This window comes from Rhodococcus sp. IEGM 1381 (assembly GCF_030056795.1).
Lineage (GTDB): Bacteria > Actinomycetota > Actinomycetes > Mycobacteriales > Mycobacteriaceae > Rhodococcoides.
This window is the reverse complement of sequence record NZ_JASHKQ010000001.1, coordinates 789,983-815,624: the sequence shown is the minus strand read 5'-3', so window position 1 is coordinate 815,624 and position 25,642 is coordinate 789,983. Positions and strand designations below refer to the sequence as shown.

Annotated in this window: 27 protein-coding genes; 14 read left to right on the top strand and 13 right to left on the bottom strand. The window is 63.4% G+C overall.

The window, feature by feature from the left end:
- Positions 1-6: 6 nt before the first annotated feature.
- A complete protein-coding gene (locus QM797_RS03995) occupies positions 7-720 on the bottom strand; it encodes a type 1 glutamine amidotransferase (protein WP_283273839.1) in 714 nt (237 codons plus the stop codon).
- Positions 721-768: 48 nt separating this feature from the next.
- Between QM797_RS03995 and QM797_RS03990 the strand changes: the two genes are divergently transcribed.
- The 3 genes from QM797_RS03990 to QM797_RS03980 all read left to right on the top strand — a co-directional run bounded on the left by QM797_RS03990 (position 769) and on the right by QM797_RS03980 (position 4,135).
- Complete coding sequence (locus tag QM797_RS03990) at positions 769-2,718, top strand: helicase-related protein (protein WP_283273838.1); 1,950 nt, start codon at positions 769-771, stop codon at positions 2,716-2,718.
- A gap of 93 nt (positions 2,719-2,811) precedes the next feature.
- Positions 2,812-2,967 (top strand): DUF6131 family protein, encoded by a 156-nt coding sequence (locus QM797_RS03985; RefSeq protein ID WP_317805589.1) that lies wholly within the window; start codon positions 2,812-2,814, stop codon positions 2,965-2,967.
- A gap of 421 nt (positions 2,968-3,388) precedes the next feature.
- Positions 3,389-4,135, top strand: coding sequence for a GTP pyrophosphokinase (locus QM797_RS03980; protein ID WP_283273836.1), 747 nt, complete (start codon positions 3,389-3,391; stop codon positions 4,133-4,135).
- Between the two features lie 63 nt (positions 4,136-4,198).
- On the opposite strand, the gene QM797_RS03975 is transcribed toward QM797_RS03980, so the two are convergent.
- Entirely contained in the window at positions 4,199-5,818 is a 1,620-nt protein-coding gene (locus QM797_RS03975) for an MFS transporter (protein WP_283273835.1), read from the bottom strand.
- A gap of 81 nt (positions 5,819-5,899) precedes the next feature.
- Here QM797_RS03975 and QM797_RS03970 point away from each other — a divergent pair, with 81 nt between their 5' ends.
- Positions 5,900-6,466 carry a TetR family transcriptional regulator gene (locus QM797_RS03970; protein ID WP_283273834.1) on the top strand — a complete coding sequence of 189 codons (567 nt, stop codon included), beginning with the start codon at positions 5,900-5,902 and terminating at the stop codon, positions 6,464-6,466.
- Positions 6,467-6,557: 91 nt separating this feature from the next.
- Here QM797_RS03970 and QM797_RS03965 read toward each other — a convergent pair whose 3' ends face one another.
- Together QM797_RS03965 and QM797_RS03960 are read right to left on the bottom strand one after the other, a co-directional pair.
- On the bottom strand, positions 6,558-7,547 hold the full coding sequence (locus QM797_RS03965; RefSeq protein WP_283273833.1) for an NAD-dependent epimerase/dehydratase family protein: 990 nt from the start codon (positions 7,545-7,547) through the stop codon (positions 6,558-6,560).
- A gap of 115 nt (positions 7,548-7,662) precedes the next feature.
- The gene (locus QM797_RS03960) at positions 7,663-8,496 is read right to left on the bottom strand and encodes a DUF72 domain-containing protein (RefSeq protein WP_283273832.1); all 834 of its coding nucleotides are present in this window, start codon (positions 8,494-8,496) and stop codon (positions 7,663-7,665) included.
- 69 nt (positions 8,497-8,565) lie between these two features.
- On the opposite strand from QM797_RS03960, the gene QM797_RS03955 reads away from it, so the two are divergent.
- Both QM797_RS03955 and QM797_RS03950 read left to right on the top strand, forming a co-directional pair.
- Positions 8,566-10,110 carry a metallophosphoesterase gene (locus QM797_RS03955; protein ID WP_283273831.1) on the top strand — a complete coding sequence of 515 codons (1,545 nt, stop codon included), beginning with the start codon at positions 8,566-8,568 and terminating at the stop codon, positions 10,108-10,110.
- Between the two features lie 38 nt (positions 10,111-10,148).
- Positions 10,149-11,258 (top strand): S1C family serine protease, encoded by a 1,110-nt coding sequence (locus tag QM797_RS03950; RefSeq protein ID WP_283273830.1) that lies wholly within the window; start codon positions 10,149-10,151, stop codon positions 11,256-11,258.
- 38 nt (positions 11,259-11,296) lie between these two features.
- Here the strand turns inward: QM797_RS03950 and QM797_RS03945 are convergent, their stop codons facing one another.
- Positions 11,297-11,677 (bottom strand): VOC family protein, encoded by a 381-nt coding sequence (locus QM797_RS03945; protein ID WP_283273829.1) that lies wholly within the window; start codon positions 11,675-11,677, stop codon positions 11,297-11,299.
- 59 nt (positions 11,678-11,736) lie between these two features.
- On the opposite strand from QM797_RS03945, the gene QM797_RS03940 reads away from it, so the two are divergent.
- Positions 11,737-12,714 carry an LLM class F420-dependent oxidoreductase gene (locus tag QM797_RS03940; RefSeq protein WP_032379391.1) on the top strand — a complete coding sequence of 326 codons (978 nt, stop codon included), beginning with the start codon at positions 11,737-11,739 and terminating at the stop codon, positions 12,712-12,714.
- Between the two features lie 65 nt (positions 12,715-12,779).
- Here the strand turns inward: QM797_RS03940 and QM797_RS03935 are convergent, their stop codons facing one another.
- The 4 genes from QM797_RS03935 to QM797_RS03920 are packed head-to-tail and all read right to left on the bottom strand — an operon-like array spanning position 12,780 to position 16,208.
- Complete coding sequence (locus QM797_RS03935; RefSeq protein WP_283273828.1) at positions 12,780-13,169, bottom strand: universal stress protein; 390 nt, start codon at positions 13,167-13,169, stop codon at positions 12,780-12,782.
- Entirely contained in the window at positions 13,166-14,692 is a 1,527-nt protein-coding gene (locus tag QM797_RS03930) for a tripartite tricarboxylate transporter permease (protein ID WP_283273827.1), read from the bottom strand. The genes QM797_RS03935 and QM797_RS03930 overlap by 4 nt, the downstream gene beginning before the upstream one ends.
- Positions 14,692-15,231: a tripartite tricarboxylate transporter TctB family protein gene (locus tag QM797_RS03925; protein WP_283273826.1), complete on the bottom strand. Its 540-nt coding sequence runs from the start codon at positions 15,229-15,231 to the stop codon at positions 14,692-14,694. The genes QM797_RS03930 and QM797_RS03925 overlap by 1 nt, the downstream gene beginning before the upstream one ends.
- A complete protein-coding gene (locus tag QM797_RS03920) occupies positions 15,228-16,208 on the bottom strand; it encodes a Bug family tripartite tricarboxylate transporter substrate binding protein (RefSeq protein WP_283273825.1) in 981 nt (326 codons plus the stop codon). The genes QM797_RS03925 and QM797_RS03920 overlap by 4 nt, the downstream gene beginning before the upstream one ends.
- A 104-nt stretch (positions 16,209-16,312) precedes the next feature.
- On the opposite strand from QM797_RS03920, the gene QM797_RS03915 reads away from it, so the two are divergent.
- The 5 genes from QM797_RS03915 (at position 16,313) to QM797_RS03895 (ending at position 20,732) form a co-directional block, all read left to right on the top strand.
- Entirely contained in the window at positions 16,313-17,941 is a 1,629-nt protein-coding gene (locus QM797_RS03915; protein WP_283273824.1) for a sensor histidine kinase, read from the top strand.
- A complete protein-coding gene (locus QM797_RS03910) occupies positions 17,938-18,612 on the top strand; it encodes a response regulator (protein ID WP_283273823.1) in 675 nt (224 codons plus the stop codon). Before QM797_RS03915 ends, QM797_RS03910 begins: the two co-directional genes overlap by 4 nt.
- A 77-nt stretch (positions 18,613-18,689) precedes the next feature.
- Positions 18,690-19,298, top strand: a complete 609-nt coding sequence (locus QM797_RS03905; protein ID WP_283275261.1) for an AIM24 family protein — start codon at positions 18,690-18,692, stop codon at positions 19,296-19,298.
- Position 19,299: 1 nt separating this feature from the next.
- On the top strand, positions 19,300-19,977 hold the full coding sequence (locus QM797_RS03900; protein WP_283273822.1) for an AIM24 family protein: 678 nt from the start codon (positions 19,300-19,302) through the stop codon (positions 19,975-19,977).
- Positions 19,978-19,988: 11 nt separating this feature from the next.
- Positions 19,989-20,732, top strand: a complete 744-nt coding sequence (locus QM797_RS03895) for an AIM24 family protein (RefSeq protein ID WP_283273821.1) — start codon at positions 19,989-19,991, stop codon at positions 20,730-20,732.
- Here QM797_RS03895 and QM797_RS03890 read toward each other — a convergent pair.
- Complete coding sequence (locus tag QM797_RS03890; RefSeq protein ID WP_283273820.1) at positions 20,721-21,473, bottom strand: alpha/beta fold hydrolase; 753 nt, start codon at positions 21,471-21,473, stop codon at positions 20,721-20,723. The two genes, QM797_RS03895 and QM797_RS03890, sit on opposite strands and share 12 nt — an antisense overlap.
- Positions 21,474-21,501: 28 nt before the next feature.
- Between QM797_RS03890 and QM797_RS03885 the strand changes: the two genes are divergently transcribed.
- Together QM797_RS03885 and QM797_RS03880 are read left to right on the top strand one after the other, a co-directional pair.
- Positions 21,502-21,828, top strand: a complete 327-nt coding sequence (locus QM797_RS03885; protein ID WP_032378612.1) for an Rv0313 family protein — start codon at positions 21,502-21,504, stop codon at positions 21,826-21,828.
- Positions 21,829-21,957: 129 nt separating this feature from the next.
- Positions 21,958-23,505 carry an FMN-binding glutamate synthase family protein gene (locus QM797_RS03880; protein WP_283273818.1) on the top strand — a complete coding sequence of 516 codons (1,548 nt, stop codon included), beginning with the start codon at positions 21,958-21,960 and terminating at the stop codon, positions 23,503-23,505.
- Here the strand turns inward: QM797_RS03880 and QM797_RS03875 are convergent.
- The 3 genes from QM797_RS03875 to QM797_RS03865 are packed head-to-tail and all read right to left on the bottom strand — an operon-like array spanning position 23,502 to position 25,579.
- Entirely contained in the window at positions 23,502-24,050 is a 549-nt protein-coding gene (locus QM797_RS03875) for a pyridoxamine 5'-phosphate oxidase family protein (RefSeq protein WP_283273817.1), read from the bottom strand. The two genes, QM797_RS03880 and QM797_RS03875, sit on opposite strands and share 4 nt — an antisense overlap.
- 31 nt (positions 24,051-24,081) lie before the next feature.
- Entirely contained in the window at positions 24,082-25,230 is a 1,149-nt protein-coding gene (locus tag QM797_RS03870) for a macrolide family glycosyltransferase (RefSeq protein ID WP_283273816.1), read from the bottom strand.
- A 34-nt stretch (positions 25,231-25,264) separates the two neighbouring features.
- Positions 25,265-25,579, bottom strand: coding sequence for an ArsR/SmtB family transcription factor (locus tag QM797_RS03865; protein ID WP_283273815.1), 315 nt, complete (start codon positions 25,577-25,579; stop codon positions 25,265-25,267).
- Between the last annotated feature and the right edge of the window lie 63 nt (positions 25,580-25,642).

Here is a 25,642-nt window from a genome sequence, read left to right as displayed (position 1 = left end):
TCGACCCTACCGGGGCACCGCCGAGGATCGGGCGAGAAAGGCGTCCAGCAGAGCCGAGCACCGCGCCCGAGCTGCGAGTTCCGCGTCGGCGATATCTCTCCTGATCTCGTGCACGTCCACCCCGTGTTCGACGCCGTCGCGGTCCCACGCGGCCGCCCACGCGTCGTAGGTGTCGAGGTCGATCTCGGGGTGGAACTGCAACCCGAGGTGCGGGCCGCAGACGAATGCCTGTTGCGCGGCCGCGTTCCGGGCGATCACCGTCGCCTGCGGGGGAGCGGTGAACGTGTCGCCGTGGAACTCCATCCACGGGCCTCGAGCGACGAGCTCGGGATCGGAGGTATCGACCTGGACGAATCCGTACTCGGGATGCTCGGACTGACGGACGGTGCCGCCGAGTACCCGTGCGAGCAACTGCCCGCCGAAGCACACACCGAGAATCGGGACCTGGCCATCGATCGCGTCCTGCACGTAGGCAATCTCCGGCGCGAGCCACGGCAGCGTGTCGTCGTAGGCGGCATCGGGTGAGCCCATGACCACCACCAACTGCGCGTCGGACAGCAACGGCGGTGCGACGTCGGGGCTGTGGTCGAAGGAGTGCACGTCCAACTGGAAACCCCTGGTGCGCAATTCGGCATCGAGAGTGCCGATGTCGCGTCGCGCAAGGATTGGATCCTGATCGTGGACGAGTACTACGGCGCGCGGGTGGTTCGGGTATGTCACAGGGCTCCTTTACGGTGTTCGTGCACACCGTACGACAGACTGGATCCGATGCCACCTCGTAGACGCACAACCCGATCCACCACTGCCCGCACCGTCAAGGCCGGGCAGAGCAGTGCTGCGCGAAAGTTCGCGGCTGCGAAGAACGGTGAGCCTGCTCCGAAGAAGGCCGCTGCGAAGAAAGCCGCACCACGCAAGCGGGCAGCTCCACGCAAGACCTCGTCGCGTAAGGCCGCAGCCCCGGATCTGCGGGTTCCCGATCCCGGCGAGCGTGTCTGGGTGCTGGACGTGCCGTTCGAGGATCGATCGGCGGCGGGTGCGGCTGGCGCGAGGTGGTATCCCGGGCCTAGGGTGTTCGCGTACTACTGCACCGAGTTGCCGGAGTATCTGCAGCCCTACGAGTCGACGCCGTACAGCCTGCAACGGTGGCTCGAGGACGATGCCAACGATGTCTGGCGCGACGAGATGGTTCGGGAGCGGGCGATGCAGCCCCGAGAAACTCAACTCGAATCCGTACGACGCCATCTCGCCGCGCTCGACGCGGGATTCCCGTACTTCGCGCAGATGGATTCGACGGGTCTGGGCAAGACGCTTGCGGTGTGCGAGGCCGTGCGGCAGATGTCCGCGGCCGAAATCGGGACCGTACTCGTGGTTGCGCCCAAGGGCGCGTTGCCGGGATGGCGTCGCACCATCGCCGACAGCGAAGCCGACATCGAACCGTCCGATCGCAAGCGCTGGCTGCTGATCACCTATCAGTCGACGAAGAAGCTGCTGTCGGTTCCGCCCGAGACCGATCTGGGCAAACGCAAACGGACACAGAACAAGCGAACCATCTCGCTGGGCGAGCTGCGTTTCGACATCGATGTGGTGATCGCGGACGAGTCGCATGCGTTGATGAACATCGAATCGCAGCAGTCGCAGATCCTCTGGCGGTATCAAGAGGCAGCCCGATCCGTGGTGTGGATGTCTGCCACTCCCGGGTATCAGCCGCTGCACTTCGCGTACATGGCTCGCGCGGTCGAGCGCAGTCGTGGGGTCGAGATCCTGGGCGACGACGAATATCTCGGCTATGCGGTGACGATGAAGTGGGCGGAGTTCCTCATCGAGTCCGGGTTCGCGGTGAAGGCAGGCAAGGCGACGACGGGGTTGACCACGTGGCGGTGGGAACCGGAGGACGCGGCCAAACGGGCAGGCGACATTGCATCGGTGCACGGTTGGCTGTCGGGAGGTGCCGTGCCGTGGTCGATTTCGCGGCCGTCTCCACCGACTCCGCGGGAACCACTCGGCCAGGAACTCACCGCCGCGCAGAAGCGGCTGTACAACTCCGCGTGGGTGGACTATCGCAAGGAGATGGGCCTGCCGAACTGGAAAGCGGTCGGTGGAAGGCGAGTGCTGCAGAAGAACCCCAGTACCCGCGCCGCGACGCTGCGATTTCGCCAGAAGTGTTCGTATTTGCGCATTCCCGCGTCGGCGGACCAGGTGCGGACGTGGGTCAAGGCCGGAAACCAGGTGTTCGTCTCGATGTTCTACCGCGAGTCCGTCGCGGCACTCGCGCAGACATTGCGGGACGAGGGACTCGATGTTGCCGTGGTCGACGGCAGCATGAGCAGCCCCGCGCAGGAGGCGTCGATCAGACGCTTTCAGACCGGGGCCGCGTCGGTCATCGTCTCGACCACCACCAGCGCAATCAACCTGCACACCAACGAGTTACTGCTCCCCGAAGGGGAGGTGTCCACTCTCGCCCCGCGCGTGACGCTGATCCACGATCCTCGTTGGACACCCATCGACATCAGGCAGATCGAGGGCCGCGCCAACCGCATCGACAAGGACCACAACCACACGACGTCGACCTGTTACTACGGTTACGCCGAGGGCACCGTGGAAGAGGAGATGGTGCTCACCGGTATCGAACGTATCGCTGACCTGGGATCGATCGTCGGGCAGTCGGATCTGATCGACCCGGAGGCTTTCCTCGCAGCGAAAGTGGATGCCGGGAAATAGCGGCAATTGTGACCATTCCTCCATCTCGGTGGCGTAGCTTCGGTCCCATCGGCATTCGTCGGTAGTGGGCTCACAGTGGCACCAGGAGTAGTCATGATCGTTCTCGGAATCATCCTCGCCCTCATCGGCTATTTCGCCGGCATTTCAATTTTGACGACTATCGGCATCATTCTGGTGGTCGTCGGCGCGGTTCTGACGGTGCTCGGTTCGATGGGGCGCGCAGTCGGTGGCCGCAAGACGTGGTTCTGACCAAGCGTTAGAACATACGTTCGATTTCTGCTAACCTGAGCAGGCCCCCGGAGTTGGCGACGCAGCCAGCCGAGCCACTTCGGGCGGTCCACATCGGACGGTAGACATTCTCGAAGGCGGTTGCGCGCGATGGCATCCGGCGAGCGCGATACCGACCCGGTTGCCGGATCGCTCTATCGCGTCGGCGATCGGTGGGCCGAACGAGCACCTACCCACTGCACCAACGGCCATCCGCTCGTCGCCGGCTCGGTGTTGGTGGGTTCACGTGCGTGCTCGTGCGAGCGAGGGCATCACCGTACGCATCAATGCGAGAGCTGTGGTCTTGTGCGTTTCACCCCGGAACTCGGGCCGACGTGCAGCGATGCCAGCTTCGATTCCCGCGCCGCGCGGTCACGACCGCCGATCGTGGACAATCGGGAGCATGAGCAACAGTGAAACCGTCGTCGACCTGGTGCAGCTGAGGCACGACTTCACCCGTTTCATGATGAGCTACAAGTTCGGCATCGACGAGCTGATCACCAAGATCAACATCTTGAAGCAGGAATTCACCCACATCCACCGATACAGCCCCATCGAGCACGTGTCGTCGAGATTGAAGACACCCGAGAGCATCCTCGACAAGGCCAAGCGCAAGAACTGCGCACTGAACCTGGACGCGATTCGCGAGAGCATCTTCGACGTTGCCGGTGTCCGCATCACCTGCAGCTTCATCTCCGACACGTACCGCATTGCGGACATGCTCAGCAGTCAGAGCGACATTCGTGTCGTGGAGGTCAAAGACTACATAGCGAACCCGAAAGCCAACGGCTACAAGAGTTTACACCTCATTGTCGAAATCCCGGTCTTCATGTCCGACCGCGTCCAACCGGTACTGGTCGAACTCCAGATCCGCACGATTGCCATGGACTTCTGGGCGAGCCTCGAGCACAAGATCTTCTACAAGTATCGCGGGCAGATACCGACCAACCTGTTGGCGGAACTGACCGAGGCCGCCGAGACGGCCAACAAACTGGACGAGAAGATGGAGAGCTTGCACGACGAGGTCGAGGAACTGAACGGAGATTCCGAGAACTCCATCACCCTCGGTGCAATGCCTCCGATGGCCCTGCCGCCGGAGTTGTTGCACATGCTGCTCACCGCGCAGGCCGACGCGATCGACCCGGAGTAGAGACCCACACGACGACAAACCCCGCTGCTCGACGGGTGAGCAGCGGGGTTTGGCCAGCGAGAACTATCCGATATGCACTGGGGTGTCGCCGACGGGCAGGTCGTCTCTCTTCGCACGAACGAGCCCGAGTACCACCGGGCACACCAGCGCGACCAGAACGGCGGCGGTTCCGAAGGCCCAGGCGTAGCCGGAGACTTCGGCCGCGAACGCGTGGTCGATGGTGGCGAGTACGAAGTTGCGGATCGGTTCCGGCAGCGCGGCCAATGCTTCGGCGCTGGGGACCTCCTGGCCCGCGAGAGCTTCCGCGGGGACTCCGGCGGGCGGAGTCGGGGCCGGGTTGTCGGCCAGGTACGAGGTCTTGGACGAGGTGTACACCGTGGTGAACACTGCCGCGCCCAGAGCGCCACCGACCTGCAGCGTGGCGTTGATCAGCGCAGATGCGGCACCCGCGTCGTGATCAGGGACCCCGATGAGCGCGACGTTCTGCATCGGCACCATCAACAGGCCGAGACCGAGGCCGAGCAGCACGACGCCGGGCAGCACATGCGTCCAGTACGAGGTGTCGACGCCGATCTGCGTCAGCAGGAGCAGGCCGATCGCCGAGACGACGGGGCCGACGGCCATCAGCGGCTTGGGTCCGATCTTCGGGACGAGTGCGGACGCGAGCGCTGCGGTGATCAGGATTCCGCCGGTCATCGGTAGTGACGCGACGCCCGCGATCACCGGGCTCATCTCGAGCACGATCTGGAAGTAGAACGTGAGGTACAACGTGCCACCGAGCAGGGCCGCACCGATGACTGCCGAGCCGATGTACGCGGCACCGCGGTCACGGTCGAGCAGCACGCTCATCGGGAGCAACGGGTTGGCGGACTTGGATTCGACCACGACGAACGCGGCCAGCAGAGCGAGTCCGAGTGCGATGAAGGTGATGGTGGGTACCGTCGCCCAACCGTCTTCGGCTTCGGTGAAGCCGTAGACCAGCGAGGCCAGACCGAGAGCGACGAGGATCGCGCCGGGCAGGTCGTAGCGGGTGTCTCCGTGCGCCTTGCTCTCTTTGACCAGCGGTACTGCAGCGGCGATGGCGATCACTGCGACTGGGATGTTGACCAGCAGGCACCAGCGCCAGTTCGCGTACTCGGTGAGCACGCCGCCGAGCAACAGACCGACGGCTGCGCCGCCGCCGGCAATTGCGCCGAAGACACCGAACGCTTTGGCGCGCTCCTTGGTGTCGGTGAAGGTGACCGTCAGGATGGCCAGCGCTGCAGGTGCGAGCAGTGCAGCGAAAACACCCTGGCCGGCGCGTGCGATGAACAGCTGCCAACCTTCCTGGGCGAGTCCGCCGATGGCGGAAGCAACGGCGAAGCCTGCCATGCCGACGATGAACGAGCGCTTGCGTCCCCAGTAGTCCGCAATGCGGCCGCCGAGCAGCAGCAACGCACCGAAAGCCAGGGCGTAGGCGGTGATGACCCAGGTGCGGCTGGTGTCGCTGATGCCCAGGTCGATCTGCGCTTGCGGTAGCGCGATGTTGACGATGGTGCCGTCCAGCACGATCGTCAGCTGCGTGATGGCGACGATGCACAGCACCAGCCATCGGCGCTCGTAGTTCGGATTCAGATCCGGCGCTTCGCGCTCGGAGTGCTGCGACATGTTTCTACCCCACTCGTACTCGTTGATTCTGGGCACGAAAAATGTCCCGAGCTGAAAGGTAAGCCACTCGGCACCGAGTGTCAAACGAACTAGTTGGTTGGGGGTATGGTGACCGCCATGAAACCTGACGCCGGCGCGACCCGCGCCCGCATCGTCGTCGCCGCCCGTGACGAGTTCTCGGTGCACGGACTGGCCGGCGCTCGAGTCGATCGCATCGCAGTTGCGGCCAAGGCCAGCAAGGAGCGCCTGTACGCATACTTCGGCGACAAAGAGACCCTGTTCCGAGCTGTGGTCGAAGATGGGTTCGCACGGTTCATCGAAGAAGTACCCTTCGCGGTCGACGACCTCGGCGGATATGCAGCGCGCGAATACCTGCATCTCGCAGAGCATCCCGAGGAACACCGCCTACTTCTCTGGACCCAGCTCCAGGGCGGCATGGCAGCATCGGGCACCGACGACATCCACTCGGTCATCGCGGAGCGGCGCAACGCCATGGCAGCTGCACAGCAAGACGGACTGATCTCCGACGCCTTCACCGTCGACGACCTGATCACCATGATGTTCGGCATCACCTCGGCCTGGATGACCGCGCCGAGTAGGGCCTGCGAAGCCGCCGACGACGCCGAAATTCAGCGCAGGGCGTCGAAAATCGAGGCCGCCGTGCGAAGACTCTGCACTCCGTAGCCTTTTCTATCGTTCTCTCGCATCTCCGCAAGAGTCTCGAATATTGGCGTAGCTGTCCCGGTTCCCGCAAATGCGCGCGCGTCTGTCGAGTTCAGCGACCCTCTGCACGCCCCACATCCGCGAGAATTGCCGCCTCACGGTCGGCGGAGAGTCCGACCGGCGGGCGATCACCCCTCACCGGGGCACGCCCGTTCAGCGATTGCAGCCACCTCCACGTGTCCGCGACGGTCTCCTGAATCGGCCGTGCCCGAAGCCCCTCCGCGAATGCCTTCGACACGTCGGACGCGTGCAACGAGTCATGATCTGCGCCAGGCGGAATCCAGATCGGTAGCTCCGTCCACGGCTGCACGCCGGCAGCACCGAGTACTTCAGGTTGCACCCAACGCAGGCGAGCATCGGACCGAGTCGCGGCAACACAAGCCTGCAGAACCTCACGCATCGTTGCATGCCCGTGCCGACTCACCACGTCGTACGGACCCCCGAGCCCACCGGCAGCCGCGTCCAGACTCCAACCGACAAGATCGCGGGCGTCGATGTACTGCAGTGTCAGGTCGGCGGGGCCGGGCGCAAGTACATCCCCCGCACGCTCGATTCTGTTCAGCCACCATGGAAGTCGACCGATATTCTCGTACGGTCCCAGGATCAATCCGGCCCGGACCAGCAAGGCTCGAAATCCGAATGCCGTGACGGCGGCCTGCTCACCACCGAGTTTGCATCGCGCGTAGTCATCGCCAGGCCCCTGGACCGTCGGCCAGGTCTCGGTCGCACCTGCTCTCGGCGCGTCGTACACCGATCGGCTCGAAACGTAGACGTAGCTGCGCACTCGATCGGCGAGCGCAGAAGCCGACCGCGTTACTACACCGGGCTCCCACGACCAGGTGTCGAAGGCTATGTCCCAGTTGCGTTCTCGAATCGAATCCAGTCCGTCGGCCATGCGCCGGTCACCGCGGAGTTGCGTGACTCGAGGATCGGACGCCGTCGTGCCGCGATTGAACACCGTGACGTCCCATCCGAGGGCGAGGGCATGCTCGACGGCCGTTCGCCCCACGAAGTCGCTGCCGCCGAGAACCAATAGCTCCATGGCTCCAGTGTGCCGGTGAAAGGGTCTTCGTCGCTGCCGGAACCTGCTTCGGAGCGCTGCTCACAGCAGCGCCGCGCGCCAGCCAGTATTGAGAAAATGCTAGAAAACGGAATACTCACCTACCGACGCGCTCGATGAGCCTCATGGCGTCGAACGGCGCGTAGCCCTTGATGTCGTTGTCGAAGTACACGTAGACGTCCCTTCCCGTCGACGTCCACTCGGAGATCTTGGTGGCCCAGTGATCCAACGCCTCATCGGTGTAGCCGCTGGCGTACAACTCCTCGTCGCCGTGGAGTCGGGCATACATGAAATTCGCTGTCGGAGTATCGACGTACGGATACTTGCCGGCAGTGTCTGCAACGACGAACGCAATATCGTTTTGCCGCAACAACTCCACCGCTTCGTCGGAGGCGAAGCTCTGATGTCTGGCCTCCACGCAGTGCCGAAGTGGAAGAGACGACGCAGCAGGCAACAGCACTCGATCCTCTGCCAACTTGTCGTCCCGTGATTCCGCCAACGACACTGCAGCTGACACTGTTCGAGGCAATAGCGCACAGAAGTCCGCTACTTTCTGCGCGTCGAATTCGAGGTTGGGCGGCAACTGCCACAGGAACGGACCCAGTTTGTCGCCCAGAGTCAACACACCGGTGGCGAAGAAGTTCGCGAGTGCACTCTCGACGCCCACGAGCCGTTTGATGTGCGTGACGTATCGCCCACCCTTGATGGAGAAGACGAAGTCGTCGGGGGTTTCGTCGCGCCACTTGGTGAAGCTCGACGGCTTCTGCATCGCGTAGAAGGTGCCGTTGATCTCGATCGACGTCAGGTGTTCGGACGCGTACCCGAGCTCCTTTCGATGCGCCAAGCCCGCCGGATAGAAATCTCCCCGCCACGGCGCGTAGGTCCAGCCCGAAATACCGATCGAAACCCGAGGTCGATGCTGCGCGGACATGAGCTGACTGTAGACGGGCGCTACCGTCGACGCCGCGACTCTGGCGCTGGTATCGGTAGCCTCGAAGACATGAAGCGCCCATCGGCATTCGGCTCCCTGGCGCTGACCTGTGTGCTGCTCGCCCTCACTGGTGCCGACGCGGCAGCCGAGCGTCGCGATCAGCCGGCACCTCGCCAGGCCGCTGCGGTACCTGGTGTCGGGTTGACAACGGTGCCCGCAGCGATCACCACGTCGATGGTGGCGGGGATCGCCGCAGTACCGGATCCGACAACGCACGAGTTCGGTGTCGAATCGTCGACCACCGAGATGCAGACTTCCGGGTGGGACGAGTACCCGTATCTGCGATACACCGTCTCGGTCGTTCCTGGGACCGAGAGAACGACGCTCACGTGGTCCGGTCGATCGGTCAGCACCAACGATCTCGCATTGCACGTGTGGAACGAATCGACGGCCGATTGGAGTCCGGCGCTAGCAGCAGCAGAGCCTGCAACACCCGGTGGTCCGATCGAACTCAGCGCCGACGTAGCCAGTGAGAGCGGCACTATCGAGGTTCTCGTCATCGACAGTCCCCGAGTGGACCGTTCGTTCGCCGAGACCAACGCCACCCCCGACAAGGCTTTCGCCGACCCAGACACCTACGACTTCGCGCTCCAACACATCACCGATACCCAGTACATCTCTCGCGACGACCCCGGTGTGTATTCGGACATGACGCAGTGGACTGCCGACAACGCCGACGAGCTGAAGATCGACTACAGCATGCACACCGGCGACCTCATTCAGAGCTGGATCAGCCCCGGTCGCCCGGATACCCAGGCGCGCAGGGAATTCGAGGCTGCCAGCGAGTCCATGAGCATCCTGGAAGATGCCGGCATTGCCCACGGCGTGCTGCCCGGCAACCACGACAACATCTGGAACGCAGCAGGCAAGTTGGTTCCCGGTGAGCACGAGAAGAATCACGCGCTCTACAACGAGTACTTCGGCCCGCAGCGCTATCGTGATCAGCCGTACTGGGGCGGTTCCTTTACCGCCGAGGACAATTCGGCGCACTACGATCTGGTCGACATCGCCGGCGCGAAATTTCTCATGCTCTTCATCGGCTACAACCCACCCGAGAAGGTCATGCAGTGGGCAGAACGGGTACTCGACGATCACCCCGACCGCAACGTCGTCATCGGCACGCACTACTACCTCGACGAACTCGGCGAGAAGAAACTGATGGGGTTCGGCGATATCGGATCGAGTTCGGGTCAACAGATCTGGAATCGACTCGTCGTACCGCACGAGTCGGTCTTCCTCGTATTGTCCGGGCACGTGGACGGCCAGGTTGCCGTGGTCGACGAAAATGTCGGCGACACCGACCGTACCGTCGTGCAGCTATTGGCCGACTACCAGTACTTCGAGGTCGACGGCGAACGCAGTACCGGCTTTCAGCGTCTGCTCCAATTCGACGTCGACGGCGCGACGATGGCCGTCACGTCGCACTCACCCACGCTCGACGCTTTCGACGTCGAGAACTACGACATCAAGAGCCGGTACGGACCCGAGGATGGCGAATTCGTCACCGATTTCACGTTGCGCGCCGACGTTCCGCGGGCCGTGATCGTCAACTAGCTGGCACCTCCGACGCCACCGGACCATAATCGATCTCTATGCGGTCGGGTGGACGAGCGGTGGTTCTGACGCTGGTCGCTGCCGGTGTGTGGCTGTTCGCGACGCCACCACTCGATCCCGGAACCGCGGACTTCGCTGCTGCGCCTGCACCCGTCCCACCCGTTGCTCCCGTCGTCGAACCACCACCACTGACACTCGACGAGCTTTCGGCTCGGGTCGATCCAGCCGTCGTCACACTGTCGGCGTCCGCCGGCTTCTCCGGGGTCGCCGGCACCGGCTTCGTCGTCGCTCCCGATGGGATCGTGCTCACGAACTTCCACGTCGTGGAGTTCGCCACCGAAATCACCGCAGTGAACATGGGCAACGGACTGATCTACGACGCCACCGTGCTGGGTTACGACAAATCTCGTGACGTCGCGGTCGTGCAATTGATCACCGCGGCCGACCTGCCAGTGGTCGAGTTGGCCCCGGACCCACTTCCCGACGTGGGTGATGCCGTCACGGCCATCGGGAATGCCTCGGGCGCAGGAGTATTGGTGCCGGCACCCGGCACCGTGACCGCCCTCGATCAGCAGGTGCGCACCCGCAGTTCGGTGGACGGCTCGCGGAACACGCTGGACAAGATGATTCGCGTCGATGCCGATGTGCGAGCAGGGGATTCGGGTGGGCCACTGTTCGACGCCTGGGGCAGGGTGGTGGGTGTGAACACCGCCGGGTTGTCGGACGACGCACGCAACGGCACCGAGTTCGTACCGCCCCAGGCGCCCGAGGCCTACGCTGTCCCCATCGGCGAGGCGGTTGCTGTGCTCGATCAGGTACTGGCCGGGCAGTCCGGCGGCACAGTGCATGTGGGCCCGACGCCGTATTTCGGGGTCTCGGTACGTGACGTGTCGGTGTTCGACAACAAGCCGGCGATCGGGGCTGCCGTCGTCTCGGTGAACTCCGATTCCCCGGCCGAAATTCTTGGCTTGTCGGCGGGAGACATCATCGTCTCGCTCGACGGAACGGAGGTGCAGTCCTCGTCGGATCTGTCTCAGGCGCTCATCGGCCGCGTCCCGGGTGATTCCGCCGTCGTCGAATGGGTTGACGACGCAGGCATAACCACCACCGGCACAGTCACCCTCGCCCAAGGAACCCCGACAGCTTGAGGGTCGTTCCGCAGGCTCCACTCCCGGGCGCCTAGCGGTCAGCCCTCCAACACCGACAACACATTGCCCGCCGGGTCCGTGAACCAGGCGATCAGCGGCCCACCATGTCGAAAGATGCCCTTCTCGTCGGTGCCCATCTCCGGATACTGCTCGAACGCAACTCCTTTCGCGGTCAGGGCACCGACGGCGCTCTCGATATCGGCAACCGGGAAGTTCAAGATAGTGTACTGGGCGGGCACGTGACCGGGACGCGGATAGATCAGCACGATCGCGCCCGTCCCCAGGTGCAGTTCGAGCATCCCCATCTCGTTGTCGGTCACCGTCAGTTCCAGCGTCTCGGCGTAGAAGGTTCGCGCCGCGGGTAGGTCGTCGACAGCAAACCCGGAGAAGGGCTGCCTGGTCAGATCCATGATGGTCATCGTCGAATTATCACGCTCTCGCACGTGCCACGGGCCGATATCCGAGTAGCGTGGCTTCCGTGACTATTCGCCTCGGTTACCAGATGCCCAACTTCAGCTACGACGGTTCGGTCGCAGAACTCTTTCCCCAGGTCATCGCGCAGGCGCGCGAGGCCGAAGCGGCCGGGTTCGACACCGCGTTCGTGATGGATCACTTCTACCAACTTCCCGGAATCGGCAAGCCCGACGAGCCGATGCTCGAGGCCTACTCCGCGCTGTCCGCCCTCGCGACGGCCACCGACACCATCCAGCTCTCCGCCTTGGTCACCGGAAACACCTACCGCAATCCGGCGATCCTGGCCAAGACCGTCACCACCCTCGACGTCGTCAGCGGCGGTCGGGCGATTCTCGGCATCGGAGCCGGCTGGTACGAACTCGAGCATCAGAGCTTCGGACTCGAATTCGGTACGTTCACCGATCGGTTCGAGCGTCTCGACGAGGCCCTGCAGATCATCGAACCGATGCTGCGCGGACAGCGTCCCACGTTCGACGGCCTCTGGTATCAGGTCGAAAACGCGATGAACGAGCCCCGCATCCGCGACGATCTTCCGATCATGCTCGGCGGCGGTGGCGAGAAGAAGACGTTCGGCCTGGCCGCCCAGTTCGCCGATCACCTCAACATCATCTGTGACGCACAGGAATTGCCTCGTAAGATGGCTGCCGTCCAAGCACGGTGCGAGGAGGTCGACCGCGACCCGAAGGACCTCGAAACGAGCTTCCTCGCCTTCGTCATCATCGACGAGGACGGCGACAAGGCCAAGGAGCTGCAGCGTGAGTTCGTGCTGAAGCAGGGCCTCGACCTGACGAACCTGTCCGAGGAGGACGCCGCGAAGGCCACCGATCGGCACTTCTGCGGAACCCCCGACGATGTCGCCGAGCAGGTGCAGAAGCGCGTCCTCGATCAGGGCATCGACGGCGTCATCATCAACCTGATCACCAACGGCCACCAGCCGGGTGCCGTCGAACTCGCAGGTAAGGCATTGAAGCCGCTCGTCTGAAAACGCTGTCGCCTGCTCCGCACTAATGGCGGAGCAGGCGATAACGGCACGACCGAAACAGATTGCTACCGAGGCGGTTTGACTGCTAGAACCGGCTTGGGGCACGAGAGCAGCAGCTGCTGAGCGGAGCTGCCCATCAGCAATTTGCCCACTGCTGATCGGTGCCTGATCCCGATGACCAGTACGTCGGCATCGTCGCCGTCCATGACGGTGAGCAGCGCGTCGACGGTATCCGAGACCACGGCCTGGTCCAGGACATACTCGACCCCGGAACGATCGAGAGTGGCGTGCAACTCCGTCATGGCTTCGGAATCGGCGAATCGCGGATCGGCCAATGAGTCACCGGTGGAGGTGTTGACGACCTTGAGCCCGGTGCCGCGAAACTTCGCCTCGGCGATTCCGTGTTCGAGTGCCGCGGCACCGAATTTGTCAGGGGTGTAGCCGACGACAATCATGCGTCTTCCTTCGTCTTCTCGAGGGTGGGAGCACTAAAAGCAGTACGGGGTCGTACGAGCTTTGCCACGAAAGGCGCAGCCAGCAGCAGAACGATGATGACGTAGACCGCGATGGCGATGGGCTCGGACAAGATGCTGCTCCATTCGCCGCCACCGAGCTGCAGTGTCTGGCGCAACTGACGCTCGACGCGCGGGCCGAGGATGACTCCGATGATGAGCGGCAGGACGGGTAATCCGAAGCGCCGCATCATCAAGCCGAGCAATCCGAAGATCAGCAGCAGAACCAGATCCAGCCACTGGAGATTGACGGCGTAGGCACCCAGCACCGCGAAGAACAGAATTCCTGCGTACAGATACGGCCGCGGCGTGCGCAGGAGCTTTGCCCACAGCGGCGCCAACGGGAGGTTGAGCACGAGCAGTAGGAAGTTACCGATGAACAAGCTCGCGATCAACGTCCAGATCAGCAGCGGTTCTTTGTCGAACAGCGTCGGTCCGGGCTGAATTCCATACGAGACGAATGCGGTGAGCATGACTGCCGCAGTGGCGTTGGTGGGAAGCCCCAGTGACAGCATCGGCACGAGAGTGCCTGCGGCAGAAGCGTTGTTGGCGGCCTCCGGTCCTGCGACACCCTCGATGGCTCCCTTGCCGAACTCTTCTGGATGCTTGGAGAGCTTCTTCTCGGTGATGTACGACAGGAATGTCGGCAGCTCGGCCCCGCCTGCCGGCAACGCGCCGAACGGGAATCCGTACGCGGTACCGCGCAACCACGGCTTCCAGGATCGCTTCCAATCGCTCTTGCCCATCCAGGGACGCCCGACGGGAATCACCTCGGCGGGCTTGCGGCGCAGATGTGCAGCGACCCAGAGTGCCTCGCCCAGTGCGAACACTGCGACGGCAATGACCACGATGTCGATTCCATCGGAGAGCTGCGCGACACCGAAAGTGGCTCTGGGCTGGCCGGTGAGGAAGTCGATTCCCACGAGTCCGATGGCAAGTCCCAGAAGCAGCGAGATGCATCCGCGCAGCTTCGAGCTGCCGAGTACTGCGGTCACAGCGACCAAGGCCAGCAACATGATTGCCAGGTACGAGGGCGCTCCCAGCGACACCGCGAAGCGCGAGACGATGGGGGCGAACAGCACCAGCAGCATGGTTCCGATGGAGCCTGCGATGAACGATCCGATGGCGGCCGTGGCGAGCGCCTGAGCGGCTCGCCCGGCCTTGGCCATCTTGTTGCCTTCGATAGCGGTGATCACCGACGACGATTCGCCCGGAGTGTTGAGCAGAATCGACGTGGTCGAGCCGCCGTACATGCCGCCGTAGTAGATACCCGCGAACATGATGAACGCGGCGCTGGGGCTGACGTTGTAGGTGATCGGAAGAAGCAGTGCCACAGTCATTGCCGGGCCGATCCCGGGCAGAACACCCACCGCGGTGCCCAAGAGCACTCCGATGCACGCGTAGAGCAGATTCATCGGGGTCACGGCTTCGGCGAAGCCTTGCATGAGCCAGTTCAGATTGTCCATCAGAGTATTCCGTCCAGAATGCCTGCAGGCAGCGGTATTCCGAGCCCGACATAGAACGCGTAGAAGCTCAGAAGTGAGAGAACGAGCCCGATCGCCAGGTTACGAATCCAATGCCGATTACCGAGAATCGTTGCGGCACCGCCGAAGAGCACCGCTCCGATGATGACCCATCCCAGAGTGTCCACCAGCACGATCGTCACCACGAAGAGACCGACGAGCAGTCCGACGGTCTTCCAGTCGGCCGGAGTCGAGGTGTCGATATCTTCACCGCCATCCTGTTCGCCTCGACTCCCTCGCAGAGTGGCCACGGCGAGAAGGACGGAGCAGACGAGCATCGCGATCCCGACGACAATAGGAATCAGCTTGGGGCCCACGGGGTCGACCTTGGCGAATTCCGCTGTGAGAGAAAGCGCATCGACGATCAAGAAAACGCCGACCACCAGCAGTACCGCGCAGACCAGGAGCTGCGCGCGGTCCGGACCGACCTGCTCCGACCCGGTCTCGCCGCCATCGTCGGTGCGGTCGACCGTGGCGGTCATACGAGTCCCAATTCTGTGAGTGTCGACTCGACCCGGGCATCCTGATCGCGCAGGAACTGCTCGAACGCAGGTCCGGTCTCGAATGCGTCGATCCATCCGTTCGTCACGAGCGCTTCCTTCCATTCGTCGGTGCCGTGCAGCTCGGTCAATGCCGCAACCATCTGTGCACGAACGTCTTCGGGTGTGCCGGGCGGTGCGAGAACACCGCGCCAGTTGGTGAACTGCAAATCGATGCCGGCTTCGGTCAGGGTCGGTGCATCGATGTCGGGCAGTCGCTCGGCTCCCGACACGGCCAGCACCCGCACCTGTCCGGCCTCGATCTGATCGACGTACTCGCCCAACCCCGACGTGCCTACGGAAATCTTGTTGCCCAGCAATGCGGTCAACAGATCGCCGCCGCCGTCGTAGGACACGTAGTTCACGGCCGTCGGATCCACGCCCACCGTGCGAGCGGTTTCCATCGGGAACAGGTGGTCGGGCCCGCCCGGAGACGATCCTCCGCCGATCGTCACCGACGACGGATCTGCTTTCCACGCCTCGACGAAGTCGCCGACGGTCTGGAACGGCGAGTCCGCGGGGACGAGAAGCCCCTCTTGCTCTTCGACGATCTTGGCGAGCGGGGTGGCGTCGGAGACTCGATCGGTCGAGCCGTTGGTGTACATCGCGCCGACGACACCGAGTCCCATCATCATCATCAGGTCGTCGTTGCCTGCCTCGTTCATCAATCGAGCCATGGCGACGGTTCCGCCCGCTCCGATGACGTTGAAGACCTCGACGCGGCCGGTGATGTCGGTTTCTTCCATGATCTTCACTGCGCTTCGTGCGGTGAGGTCGTAACCACCACCGGGACTGTTGGGCACCATCATCCGGATGCGGTGCAGTCCCTCGCCCTCGTCACCTCGGGTGACGCCACATGATGCGAGCGCCAGCACGAGCAGTGGGATCAGCGCCAACACCACTGTCAGCCTTCTGGGCATCGGTCCTCGTTTCGGTTCGGTCTCTGTGAGACTGTGATCGGTAGCAAGTATCAGTCCGCACGTGATGCAAGTCACTTTTGAGAAACCAATGGAAGTTAAGTTCTTTGTGGTCACGACAGAGTCGACGAGCCGTCAGCCGACGACACACCCTCACCCTTGCCGGGCAGTACTTGCTGCTGCAGCTCGCCGTCCTCACCCTCGTACTCGGTGCCGTCGCCGCGATATCGATCGAACAATCCACCGACGAATTTCGCGACCTGCGCGGAGCCCGGATGCTCTCCGTTGCCGAGAATCTGGCCTCGACTCCGATAGTGCGTGATCAGCTGGATGCTGCATTGGTCGAGCAAGTGCTCGCACCCGACGTAGATCGGGCGGTCGCGCTCTCCGGCGCATCACTGGCGGAAATAGTGTCCACCGACGGTGATGTGATCGTGTCCACCGACCCCACCCGAATCGGTAGTGCAGCCGCACTGGGAGACAGTGACGTTCTCGACGGCCGCGGGTGGTCGGGCGATATCGAGTCTGCGGGCGGCCGGTCCATTGCCGGCCACGTCCCCGTTCTGGCACCCGATGGTTCGGTACTGGCCATCGTGACCGTGGCGGAGCGGTACCCGTCGACGTGGACGCTGTTGTCCGAGTCCGGGGCGAGATTGATTTTGTACCTGGCAATCGGCGCCGGCCTGGGTGCCGTCGGGTCGTGGTTGCTCTCTCGCCGAATGCGGCGACACACACTCGGCCTGGAGACAGCAGAGATCGCAAGCCTCGCCGACCATCGAGAAGCGTTGTTGCACAGTATTCGTGAGGGTGTGATCGCCATTGGAAACGACGGCAACATCACCGTGATCAACGACAGCGCATGCACACTCCTCGGGCTCGATCCCACCGTCGTCGGCAAGCAGGTGGACAACGTGGGCATCGACGACGGAGTACTGGACGTTCTGAAGTCCGACGGAGAGGTGGCGGACTTCATCGTCACGACCGCGCACAGGGTGCTCGCACTCAACCGCCGCACAGCCACCAGCCGCGGACAGCACATCGGCACCGTCACCACGATGCGTGACAGCACCGAGCTCGCCTCCATGCAGAGCCAGCTGACGTCACACCGAAGTGTCACCGACACTCTGCGCGCTCAGACTCACGAATTCGCCAATCAACTGCACACCATTTCCGGGCTGGCCCAGCTCGGCAGTTACGACGAGGTGACAGCCCTCGTCGGCACTCTCACCCGCAGGCGCGCGGAGATCAGCGAATCGATCACCGCACACATCCACGACCCAGCGGTGGCAGCCCTGCTCATAGCGAAGACGTCGTTGGCCGCAGAAATCGGTGTACGCCTGACTCTGGACCCCGCGTCCAACCTGAGACCGCTCGACCCCGCGATGTCGACGGACGTGATCACGGTGGTGGGCAATCTGGTGGACAATGCGCTCGACGCATCGCGCGAGTCCGGTGAGCGTGCAATCACGGTCGCCATCGTCGACCTGGATGACCTGGTCATCGACGTCACCGACTCGGGCCAAGGGGTCCCGGAACAGATGCGGCAGTCGGTGTTCTCACGGGGAGTGACCTCGAAACCCGACCTGCCCGGCGGGCGCGGAATCGGTCTCGCACTGGTCCGATTGGTCAGCACGCAACACGGCGGGACAGCGATTGTGGACGACGCCGCTGCCGGGGGCGCTAGATTCCGGGTGCGAATCCCGTTGCCGGAGCGAGAGAGCACAGGAGAACGATGACCACATCGACAGGCGTCCTCGTGGTCGACGACGACTTCATGGTGGCCGATATTCATCGTCGCTTCGTCGACCGAACGGACGGCTTCAGGTCCGTGGGTGTAGCTCGTACTGCGGCGGAAGCACTCACTGCCACTGCCGAACTGCAGCCGGATCTGATCCTGCTCGACGTTCATCTTCCGGACGCATCAGGGCTCGACGTCCTCCGAACATTGCGCTCGCAGAACAACGCCGTGGGCGTCATCATGATCACCGCCGCTCGCGAGTTGGACACAGTGAGTGCCGCGCTGACCGGTGGTGCCACGGACTACCTCATCAAGCCGTTCGAGTACGTGAACCTCCGAGAGAAGCTCGACGCGTTTCTGGCGCGCCGGAAGGCTCTCTCCTCGGATCGGCTGGACCAGAATGTCGTCGACGCGCTGTTCGGTCGTGGAAGCGCCGCGGCCGAACGCGTGCAGCTGCCCAAGGGAATGTCGGCCGAGACAGGGAAGTCGGTGCTGGGCGTCATCACGCCGGGAACCGAACTATCGGCGAGCGAGTGCGCCGACCTCGTCGGAATTTCACGCGTGAGCGCACGCCGCTACCTCGAGCACTACTTGACACACGAAATTCTCGACATTCGGTTGCAGTACGGCCGGGCCGGGCGACCGGAACGACTGTATCGCCGTCGATAGTGGTGTGCCTCGTATACAGCCAGCAGTAGCCACGACGGCGTGAGCAGTGGCATAGTTCCCCCGTGGCTCAGCTGAGGATGAACGGGCACCGTGTCTTGGTCGCAGACCTGACCGGCGACTCCCTGCGCGCGATGTCGGGTTCGATGGTGGCGTACGAGGGCGATGTCGCCTTCAAGAGCGCCGGGATGGGCGGCGGAGGAGGATTCCGCGCCGCGCTCAAACAGAAAGTGTCCGGCGAATCGCTGTCGTTGATGGACGTGTCCGGCAAGGGCACGGTCTACTTCGCCGTCGACGCCCAGGACATCACTCTCGTCGAGGTACAGGGTGACAACCTCCACGTCGAATCGTCTCAATTGCTGGCTCTCACAGGCCAATTGAAGACAGACATCAAGTTCTCCGGTCTTCGCGGCGCAACGTCGGGGCAGGGTTTGTTCACCACGGTCGTCAGCGGATCGGGCACCGTGGCGCTGCTGTCGAAAGGTGGTCCGATCATCGCCCTCGCCGTCGATCCCCAGTACCCACTCGTCGTCGATCCCGACGCGTTCGTCGCACACCGCGGCCAGCTGAACCAGAGCTTCGTCACCGACGTCACGTGGCGCTCCGCCATCGGCGGCGGCAGCGGCGAGGCGTTCTCCCTCCGCTTCGACGGCCAGGGCGTCGTGTACATCCAACCCGAGGAGCGCTGACGTGCCACTCGAACTCGTCAACAGCAAAGTCGTGAAATCCGTTCTGGCACCGAATCAGAACGTGCTCGCGCGCCGTGGATCGATGCTCTACTACACCGGCGACGTCCGCTTCGTCCCGCATTCCATGGGCGGCGGCGCGGGTGCCATGCCCGGCATGAGTGGCGTCGCGGGAATGGCCGGCCGCATGATGGCAGGCGAGCACGTGGCGATGATGGCCGCCGAGGGGCAGGGCGAGGTCTACTACGGTCACGCCGGGTTGTACATCGAGGTGATCCATCTCGACGGTTCGTCCATGCTCACCGTCGAAGCCGATCGACTGCTGGTGCACGACGGCTACCTACAGAGTTCCATCGTTGCCCTGACCTCGCAGGGCGGCGTCCGCGGAGCAGTGCGCGGCGCGATGACCGGCCAAGGTCTGTTCACGACGCAACTCACCGGCCAGGGCAGCGTTGCGGTCCTGTCGCACGGCGGCGCGACGCCGTTGCAGGTCGGGCCCGATCACCCACAGGTGGTGGTCGATCCGCAGGCGTACGTCTGCCACATCGGCAACATCAACGTCGACATCTCCGCAAATGTCGGCTGGCGCGACGCCGTCGGCAAGGGCAGCGGTGAGGCAATCCAACTGAAGATGACGGGTATGGGCACCGTGTGGGTCCAGGCCTCCGAGCAGAAGTTCTGAGGAGCAACCTTATGGGTCTCGACATCCACACCCCGCACACCCTGCCGGTCAACGACAACGTGCCCGGCAACGACTACGCATTCTGCGTCGAACTCGCAGGTCAGCCGTGGTTCACGTCGAAGGGCGCGATGATCGCGTACTACGGCAACATTCGCTTCGAGCCGCTCGGGCAAACGTCGATGCCTGCCATCGTCGCCGCGCGGTTCTCGTCTCCGCTGTACTCCAACGACTGGGTTCTGGCGCAGGGTCAGGGCAAGCTGATCCTCGGCGATCGCGGATTCAACATCAACAGCTACGACCTCGACGACGGCAACCTGACAATCCGAGCCGCGAATCTGCTTGCGTTCGAACCGACTCTGGATCTCAAGCAGTCCATCGTCCCGGGATTTCTGACGCTGCTCGGTACCGGAAAGTTCCTGGCCTCCTCCAACGGCACCGTCATGTTCGCCGAGCCGCCGCTGCGCATCGACCCGGAAGCGCTTGTGGGATGGGCAGATTGCCCCTCACCGTCGCATCACTTCGACGCCGACTGGATGCAGAACTTCCTCGGTGCGGCGCGCGGATTTCTCGGAGCCAACAGCGGCGAAGAGCGTCAGTTCGATTTCACCGGTGCCGGCACCGTGTTGATCCAGTCGAGCGAGAAGGTACTCAACGACACACATCTGTTGCGCCACATCGAATCTCAGACGGTCTCACTCGGCCAGAACTCGTTGCGATCTCTGCACAACACCATCGGGGCTCGGCTACAGCAGTAACCCGGCTCGCAGTACCTCGACGACGCCTTCGGAATTGTCGGCCATCATGACGTGCCCGGCATTGTCGATGCATGCGAAAGCTACTCCCGCTGAAGCCAATCGGGCCTGCTGGCTCGGCGCGCCGGTGCGCTCTCCGTAGAGGAAAATCCGCGGTACTCTGAGCAACTCCAGCATGGCCTGCACCGTCGAATCCGGTCCCACGCACAGCCCGACGGCGGTGCGATGCAGCGCAATCGGATCGGCAATCCGCAGCGTGGACGCCCATTCCGGATCGGCGCCGGCGATCAACCGGTCGATACCGGTGTCGACGAACTGTGGCTCCGACTGCCGGGCAATCTCGACGCTGGCGGTGCCGTCCCACGGCAGCAGGTTGGGTTCGAGCACGACCAGTCGGCCCACCAGATCCGGTCGGCGGTAGGCGAGCACGGTGGCGATCGATCCACCCAGGCTGTGGCCGACGAGGTCGACAGACGTCAGATTCCGCTGATCGAGCAGGTCCGCAACGGCGGCGGCATGGTCGTCCAGTGAGTAGCCGAAATCGAGCGGGCGATCGCTGAATCCGAAGCCGAGCAGATCCGGCAGCAGCCGCTCTCGACCCTCGAACGCTGCATCTACAGCGATGGCACCGAATGCCGGGACGCCCGCGGAGCCGAGCCCGTGCAGAAAGACCAGAGCCGGGTCGGTGCTGCCCGGCAACGTGAGCGTGCGGACGCTCGGCGGCTGTTCGGAGAAAACGCGCATACTGGAGTTTCACCTAGGAGGTACTGCCATGGCCAACCAAGGACCCTTCGGATTCGGATCCGACGACTTCGACAAGTTCGCCCGTGAGGCAACCGAGGGACTGCGCGAGGTGGTCGGTTCGCTGTTCGCCTCCAACGTTGGGGCACCCAAGGCTCCACCGGAGCCCGAAACCACAGGTCAGAAAGGTGACGGAGTCTGGGCGATCTACAGCGTCGACGACGCCGGATCACCGCAGATCGACCAGCTCTACGCCACCGAACTCGATGCCCTCCGTGCGCACAAGGACAACACCGACCCGCGCCGACGCGTCCGCTTCCTGCCCTACGGCGTGAGCGTCAGCGTTCTCGAGGACTGAATCGGGCGCGCTGGACCGCGACAGCGCGGCTGGCTGCACCGGATTCGATCTGATTCGACGCCGAAATGTCGTTCGTTGTTCGTCTGACCGCCTGACCACTTCACCCTGGGCAGTGCAGTGTGTTGGATCATGTCATCGAAATGGGCTCGGGCTCTGTCGGCACTACCTGTTGCGGGCGTGCTCGGGCTCGCGGCATACGACTTGACCCAGAAACGCCACGCAATTCTCCGCAACTTCCCGGTGGTCGGTCACGCCCGCTACCTGCTCGAGGCGGTCGGGCCGGAGTTGCGCCAGTACATCGTCAGCGGCAATGACGAGGAGCGACCTTTCAGCCGCAACCAGCGCCGCTGGATCTACTCGTCGGCGAAGTTGCAGAACAACTACTTCGGGTTCGGCGCAGACAACGACACCGAGTTCTCGCAGGGTTACCCGATCATCAAGCACCGCACGTTCTCCGACATTTCGCCGGCAACAGCGCAACAGTCCGGCGCAGGTGACATCGTCCCGGCCGCGAAAGTGCTCGGTGGACACCGTGAACGACGCGGTGCGTTTCGTCCGTCCTCGGTGGTCAATGTATCGGCGATGAGTTTCGGTTCGCTCTCTGCCGCGGCGATCGAGGCCATCAATCGCGGCGCAGCAGCAGCTGGTTGCCTGCACAACACCGGCGAGGGCGGACTGTCTCCGCACCACCAGCACGGCGCAGACCTGACGCTGCAGATCGGCACTTCGTATTTCGGGTGCAGAGACGACGACGGCCGGTTCGACATCGCGCGCCTGAAGGATCTCGTTGCAGCGCACCCGGTGAAGTCGATCGAGATCAAGCTCAGCCAGGGTGCCAAACCCGGCCTCGGCGGCCTGCTTCCCGGTGCGAAGGTCACCCCCGAGATTGCCAAGATCCGAGGCATTCCCGTGGGCAAGGACTGCGCGAGCCCGTCCCGGCATTCCGAATTCGACAGTGTCGATTCGATGTTGGATTGGGTCGAGATGATCGCCGACGAGACCGGCGTGCCGGTGGGCATCAAATCCGCTGTCGGCAACATGGACTTCTGGTCCGAATTGGTCGACCTGATGAGCACCACCGAACGCGGTGTCGACTTCGTGACCATCGACGGCGGAGAAGGCGGAACCGGCGCTGCACCCTTGTTGTTCAGCGAATCGGTAGCGCTTCCGTTCCGGGTCGGCTTCGCCCGGGTGTACGAGCAGTTTGCGCGCAGCGGAGTCGCCGATCACGTGACGTTCATCGGGTCGGGCAAGCTCGGACTGCCCGACAACGCTGTCGTGGCATTTGCGCTCGGCTGCGACATGGTCAATGTTGCCCGTGAGGTCATGATGTCGATCGGTTGCGTACAGGCGCAGAAGTGCCACACGGACAAATGCCCGACCGGCGTTGCAACACAGGACAAGTGGCTCGCTCACGGTCTCGACCCGATGAACAAGGCCGACCGTGCGACCAACTACCTCAGGACGCTACGACGCGACCTACTGAAGGTATCGGAGGCGTGCGGAGTCGCACACCCGGGGTTGATCACGGCCGATGATCTCGACATTCTCTACGGTCACGAGTCCGCGACCTCGCTGCGTGAGGTGTACGGCTACGAATCGAAGTGGGGCGTTCCCAACGAGTTCGACACCGCCGAAATCGTCAGCCTGATGAGCGGACCGGCCACACTCCGCTAGTCAGCCCGAAACCCGGGCAGCCCGTCGATACTGGTTGCGTTTCGCTCGGCGCGGTACTTCACCATGCCGTCGACGCCTTTCTTCTCGGCGTGCCGTTGGATCAGGTCGCGTTCGCCTACCAGATCCATGGTCGGGACGCCCCAACCGCAGGAATCACTGATTCTCGTCACGTCGACCGAGATCACTGCGCGGGTACTCGGATTCGCTGGGTGGCGCGCGACCACATCCTCGAACATGGCGTCGCCGGGCAGCCACACCGATCCCGTTCCGTGCAGCCGTACTATTCGCGGCCGACTGTCGAACGAGGAGAACATCAAGCAGACTCGGCCGTTGTCGCGAATGTGCGCGATCGTTTCCACTCCACTACCCGTGTAGTCGACCCACGCAACTTCGTGCTCCCCTAGCACGGAGAACGAATCATGCCCTCTGGGCGAGACATTGACATGCCCGTCACTCTGTAACGGTGCCGTCCCGACGAACCACACCGGCTGGGCCTGGATCCACGCCTTCAGCGAGTCGTCGATGCGCTCGAATATCTTCCCCATCAGCGAACCCTACAGCCGTCGTCGATGCCCGTCACGCGAGAAAAGCCTCTACCGCATCAGCCGCCTGTTCGACGCCGCCGTGCGCTCGAATCTCGGCACCGAGTTCTGTTGCACGTGCACCGAATTCGCGGGCTTCGGCGACAGCTTCTGCCAGCATCACAGCGGTGACCTTCTCGAAGTCCAGGTGCACGCCCACCCCTAGTTCGGCGAGCATCGCGGCGTTGCCGAACTGATCGACAGCCTGCGGTACCGCCACGGTCGGCACGCCGAACCACAGCGCCTCGGTGCACCCGCCCATTCCGGCGTGGGTGATGAAGACGGTGGCGGCGTCCAGCACCGCAAGCTGCGGAACATATTCGTGTACTTCGACATTCGCGGGAACAACACCCAGCCTGGCCGGATCGACCCGACGGCCGATCGAGATCACCACATGCCAGTCCGTGTTCCCGAACGCCTCGATGCACAAGCGGTAGAACTCGGGTCGCTCGTTGTATCCGGTACCGAGCGAGATGTACAGGATCGGCGCTTCGGGTGCCGTCCAACTCCGTTCGCTGAGGCGTACCGGATCGAGGCACGGTCCGACGAACTGTACCGACTCGGCCACCCGGTCGGCATGCGGCTGCATCACCCGCGGAATCAGCGACAGGCAGTGTGCCGGATACGTGATCCACTCCCACGGATCGGCGTCGATGTCGTTCTCTCGCAGCCAGGTTGCATAGGTGTCGCGATACGCGACACCGGTCGGAGACTCTCGGATCGAGGCCATCCCGTCACCGAGATCCTCGGCGTAGCCGTCCCAGGCCACGTACGTCGGGGAGAGTTGCACTGCAGTCACCCCGTAGCGCACACCGAGAACCGGTGCCGTCATACCGCCGATGTCGTACAGGAACAGGTCCGGCTGATCGTCGTCGTAGAACGCAGTGAGTACTGGAAAGGACCGAATGGCCTCGTCGAGGAACACCTGCATCGCCGACGCCGGATCATCGGGCCACGAAGCCTCTCCGTCGGGCAGCATCGACTCGAACGGGACGACCTCCACGCCTGCAGGTTCCACCATGTGCCGCAGGGAATCTCCGACGGCATAGGTGACGCGATGCCCGCGTCGTACCAGTTCGGCAACGACGGCCAGTGATGGATAGATGTGACTGGGGGCCGTCGTGCCGATCATGGCGATGTGCATGGGCATCACCGTACGACGGATGCCCGCCGGGGGGCTAGCGGATTTCGTTGGCGATCAGATCGAGCAGACCGGGGAACCGATCCTCGAGCTCGCGACGGCGCAGCGTGACCTTACGACTGTTACCGCGGTCCACCTGGAAGACCAGACCCGCTTCTCGCAGTACTCGAAAGTGATGCGTGAGAGTCGATTTGGTGACACCGAGCTCGAACGACGTACATGTTCGTTCGGCACCGTCGTCGTCGCCGACGAGTTCGGTGACCACCTTGCGGCGCAGCGGATCCGCCAGGGCGGACATCACCGCACCGAGTTGCATTTCGTCGGGCTCCGGATGCCCGTTCTCGTCTGCCATGAGCTCCTCCCACATCGAGGTACGACTTGCGCCGTACCTCAAAACCTGTTCTAGTACGAAAAG

Coding starts and splice junctions, on each gene's coding strand:
- QM797_RS03990 (WP_283273838.1), top strand. CDS start 769: ATGCCACCTCGTAGACGCACAACCCGATCCACCACTGCCCGCACCGTC.
- QM797_RS03985 (WP_317805589.1), top strand. CDS start 2,812: ATGATCGTTCTCGGAATCATCCTCGCCCTCATCGGCTATTTCGCCGGC.
- QM797_RS03980 (WP_283273836.1), top strand. CDS start 3,389: ATGAGCAACAGTGAAACCGTCGTCGACCTGGTGCAGCTGAGGCACGAC.
- QM797_RS03970 (WP_283273834.1), top strand. CDS start 5,900: ATGAAACCTGACGCCGGCGCGACCCGCGCCCGCATCGTCGTCGCCGCC.
- QM797_RS03965 (WP_283273833.1), bottom strand. CDS start 7,547: ATGGAGCTATTGGTTCTCGGCGGCAGCGACTTCGTGGGGCGAACGGCC.
- QM797_RS03960 (WP_283273832.1), bottom strand. CDS start 8,496: ATGTCCGCGCAGCATCGACCTCGGGTTTCGATCGGTATTTCGGGCTGG.
- QM797_RS03955 (WP_283273831.1), top strand. CDS start 8,566: ATGAAGCGCCCATCGGCATTCGGCTCCCTGGCGCTGACCTGTGTGCTG.
- QM797_RS03950 (WP_283273830.1), top strand. CDS start 10,149: ATGCGGTCGGGTGGACGAGCGGTGGTTCTGACGCTGGTCGCTGCCGGT.
- QM797_RS03945 (WP_283273829.1), bottom strand. CDS start 11,677: ATGACCATCATGGATCTGACCAGGCAGCCCTTCTCCGGGTTTGCTGTC.
- QM797_RS03935 (WP_283273828.1), bottom strand. CDS start 13,169: ATGATTGTCGTCGGCTACACCCCTGACAAATTCGGTGCCGCGGCACTC.
- QM797_RS03930 (WP_283273827.1), bottom strand. CDS start 14,692: ATGGACAATCTGAACTGGCTCATGCAAGGCTTCGCCGAAGCCGTGACC.
- QM797_RS03925 (WP_283273826.1), bottom strand. CDS start 15,231: ATGACCGCCACGGTCGACCGCACCGACGATGGCGGCGAGACCGGGTCG.
- QM797_RS03920 (WP_283273825.1), bottom strand. CDS start 16,208: ATGCCCAGAAGGCTGACAGTGGTGTTGGCGCTGATCCCACTGCTCGTG.
- QM797_RS03910 (WP_283273823.1), top strand. CDS start 17,938: ATGACCACATCGACAGGCGTCCTCGTGGTCGACGACGACTTCATGGTG.
- QM797_RS03905 (WP_283275261.1), top strand. CDS start 18,690: ATGAACGGGCACCGTGTCTTGGTCGCAGACCTGACCGGCGACTCCCTG.
- QM797_RS03895 (WP_283273821.1), top strand. CDS start 19,989: ATGGGTCTCGACATCCACACCCCGCACACCCTGCCGGTCAACGACAAC.
- QM797_RS03890 (WP_283273820.1), bottom strand. CDS start 21,473: ATGCGCGTTTTCTCCGAACAGCCGCCGAGCGTCCGCACGCTCACGTTG.
- QM797_RS03885 (WP_032378612.1), top strand. CDS start 21,502: ATGGCCAACCAAGGACCCTTCGGATTCGGATCCGACGACTTCGACAAG.
- QM797_RS03880 (WP_283273818.1), top strand. CDS start 21,958: ATGTCATCGAAATGGGCTCGGGCTCTGTCGGCACTACCTGTTGCGGGC.
- QM797_RS03875 (WP_283273817.1), bottom strand. CDS start 24,050: ATGGGGAAGATATTCGAGCGCATCGACGACTCGCTGAAGGCGTGGATC.
- QM797_RS03870 (WP_283273816.1), bottom strand. CDS start 25,230: ATGCACATCGCCATGATCGGCACGACGGCCCCCAGTCACATCTATCCA.
- QM797_RS03865 (WP_283273815.1), bottom strand. CDS start 25,579: ATGGCAGACGAGAACGGGCATCCGGAGCCCGACGAAATGCAACTCGGT.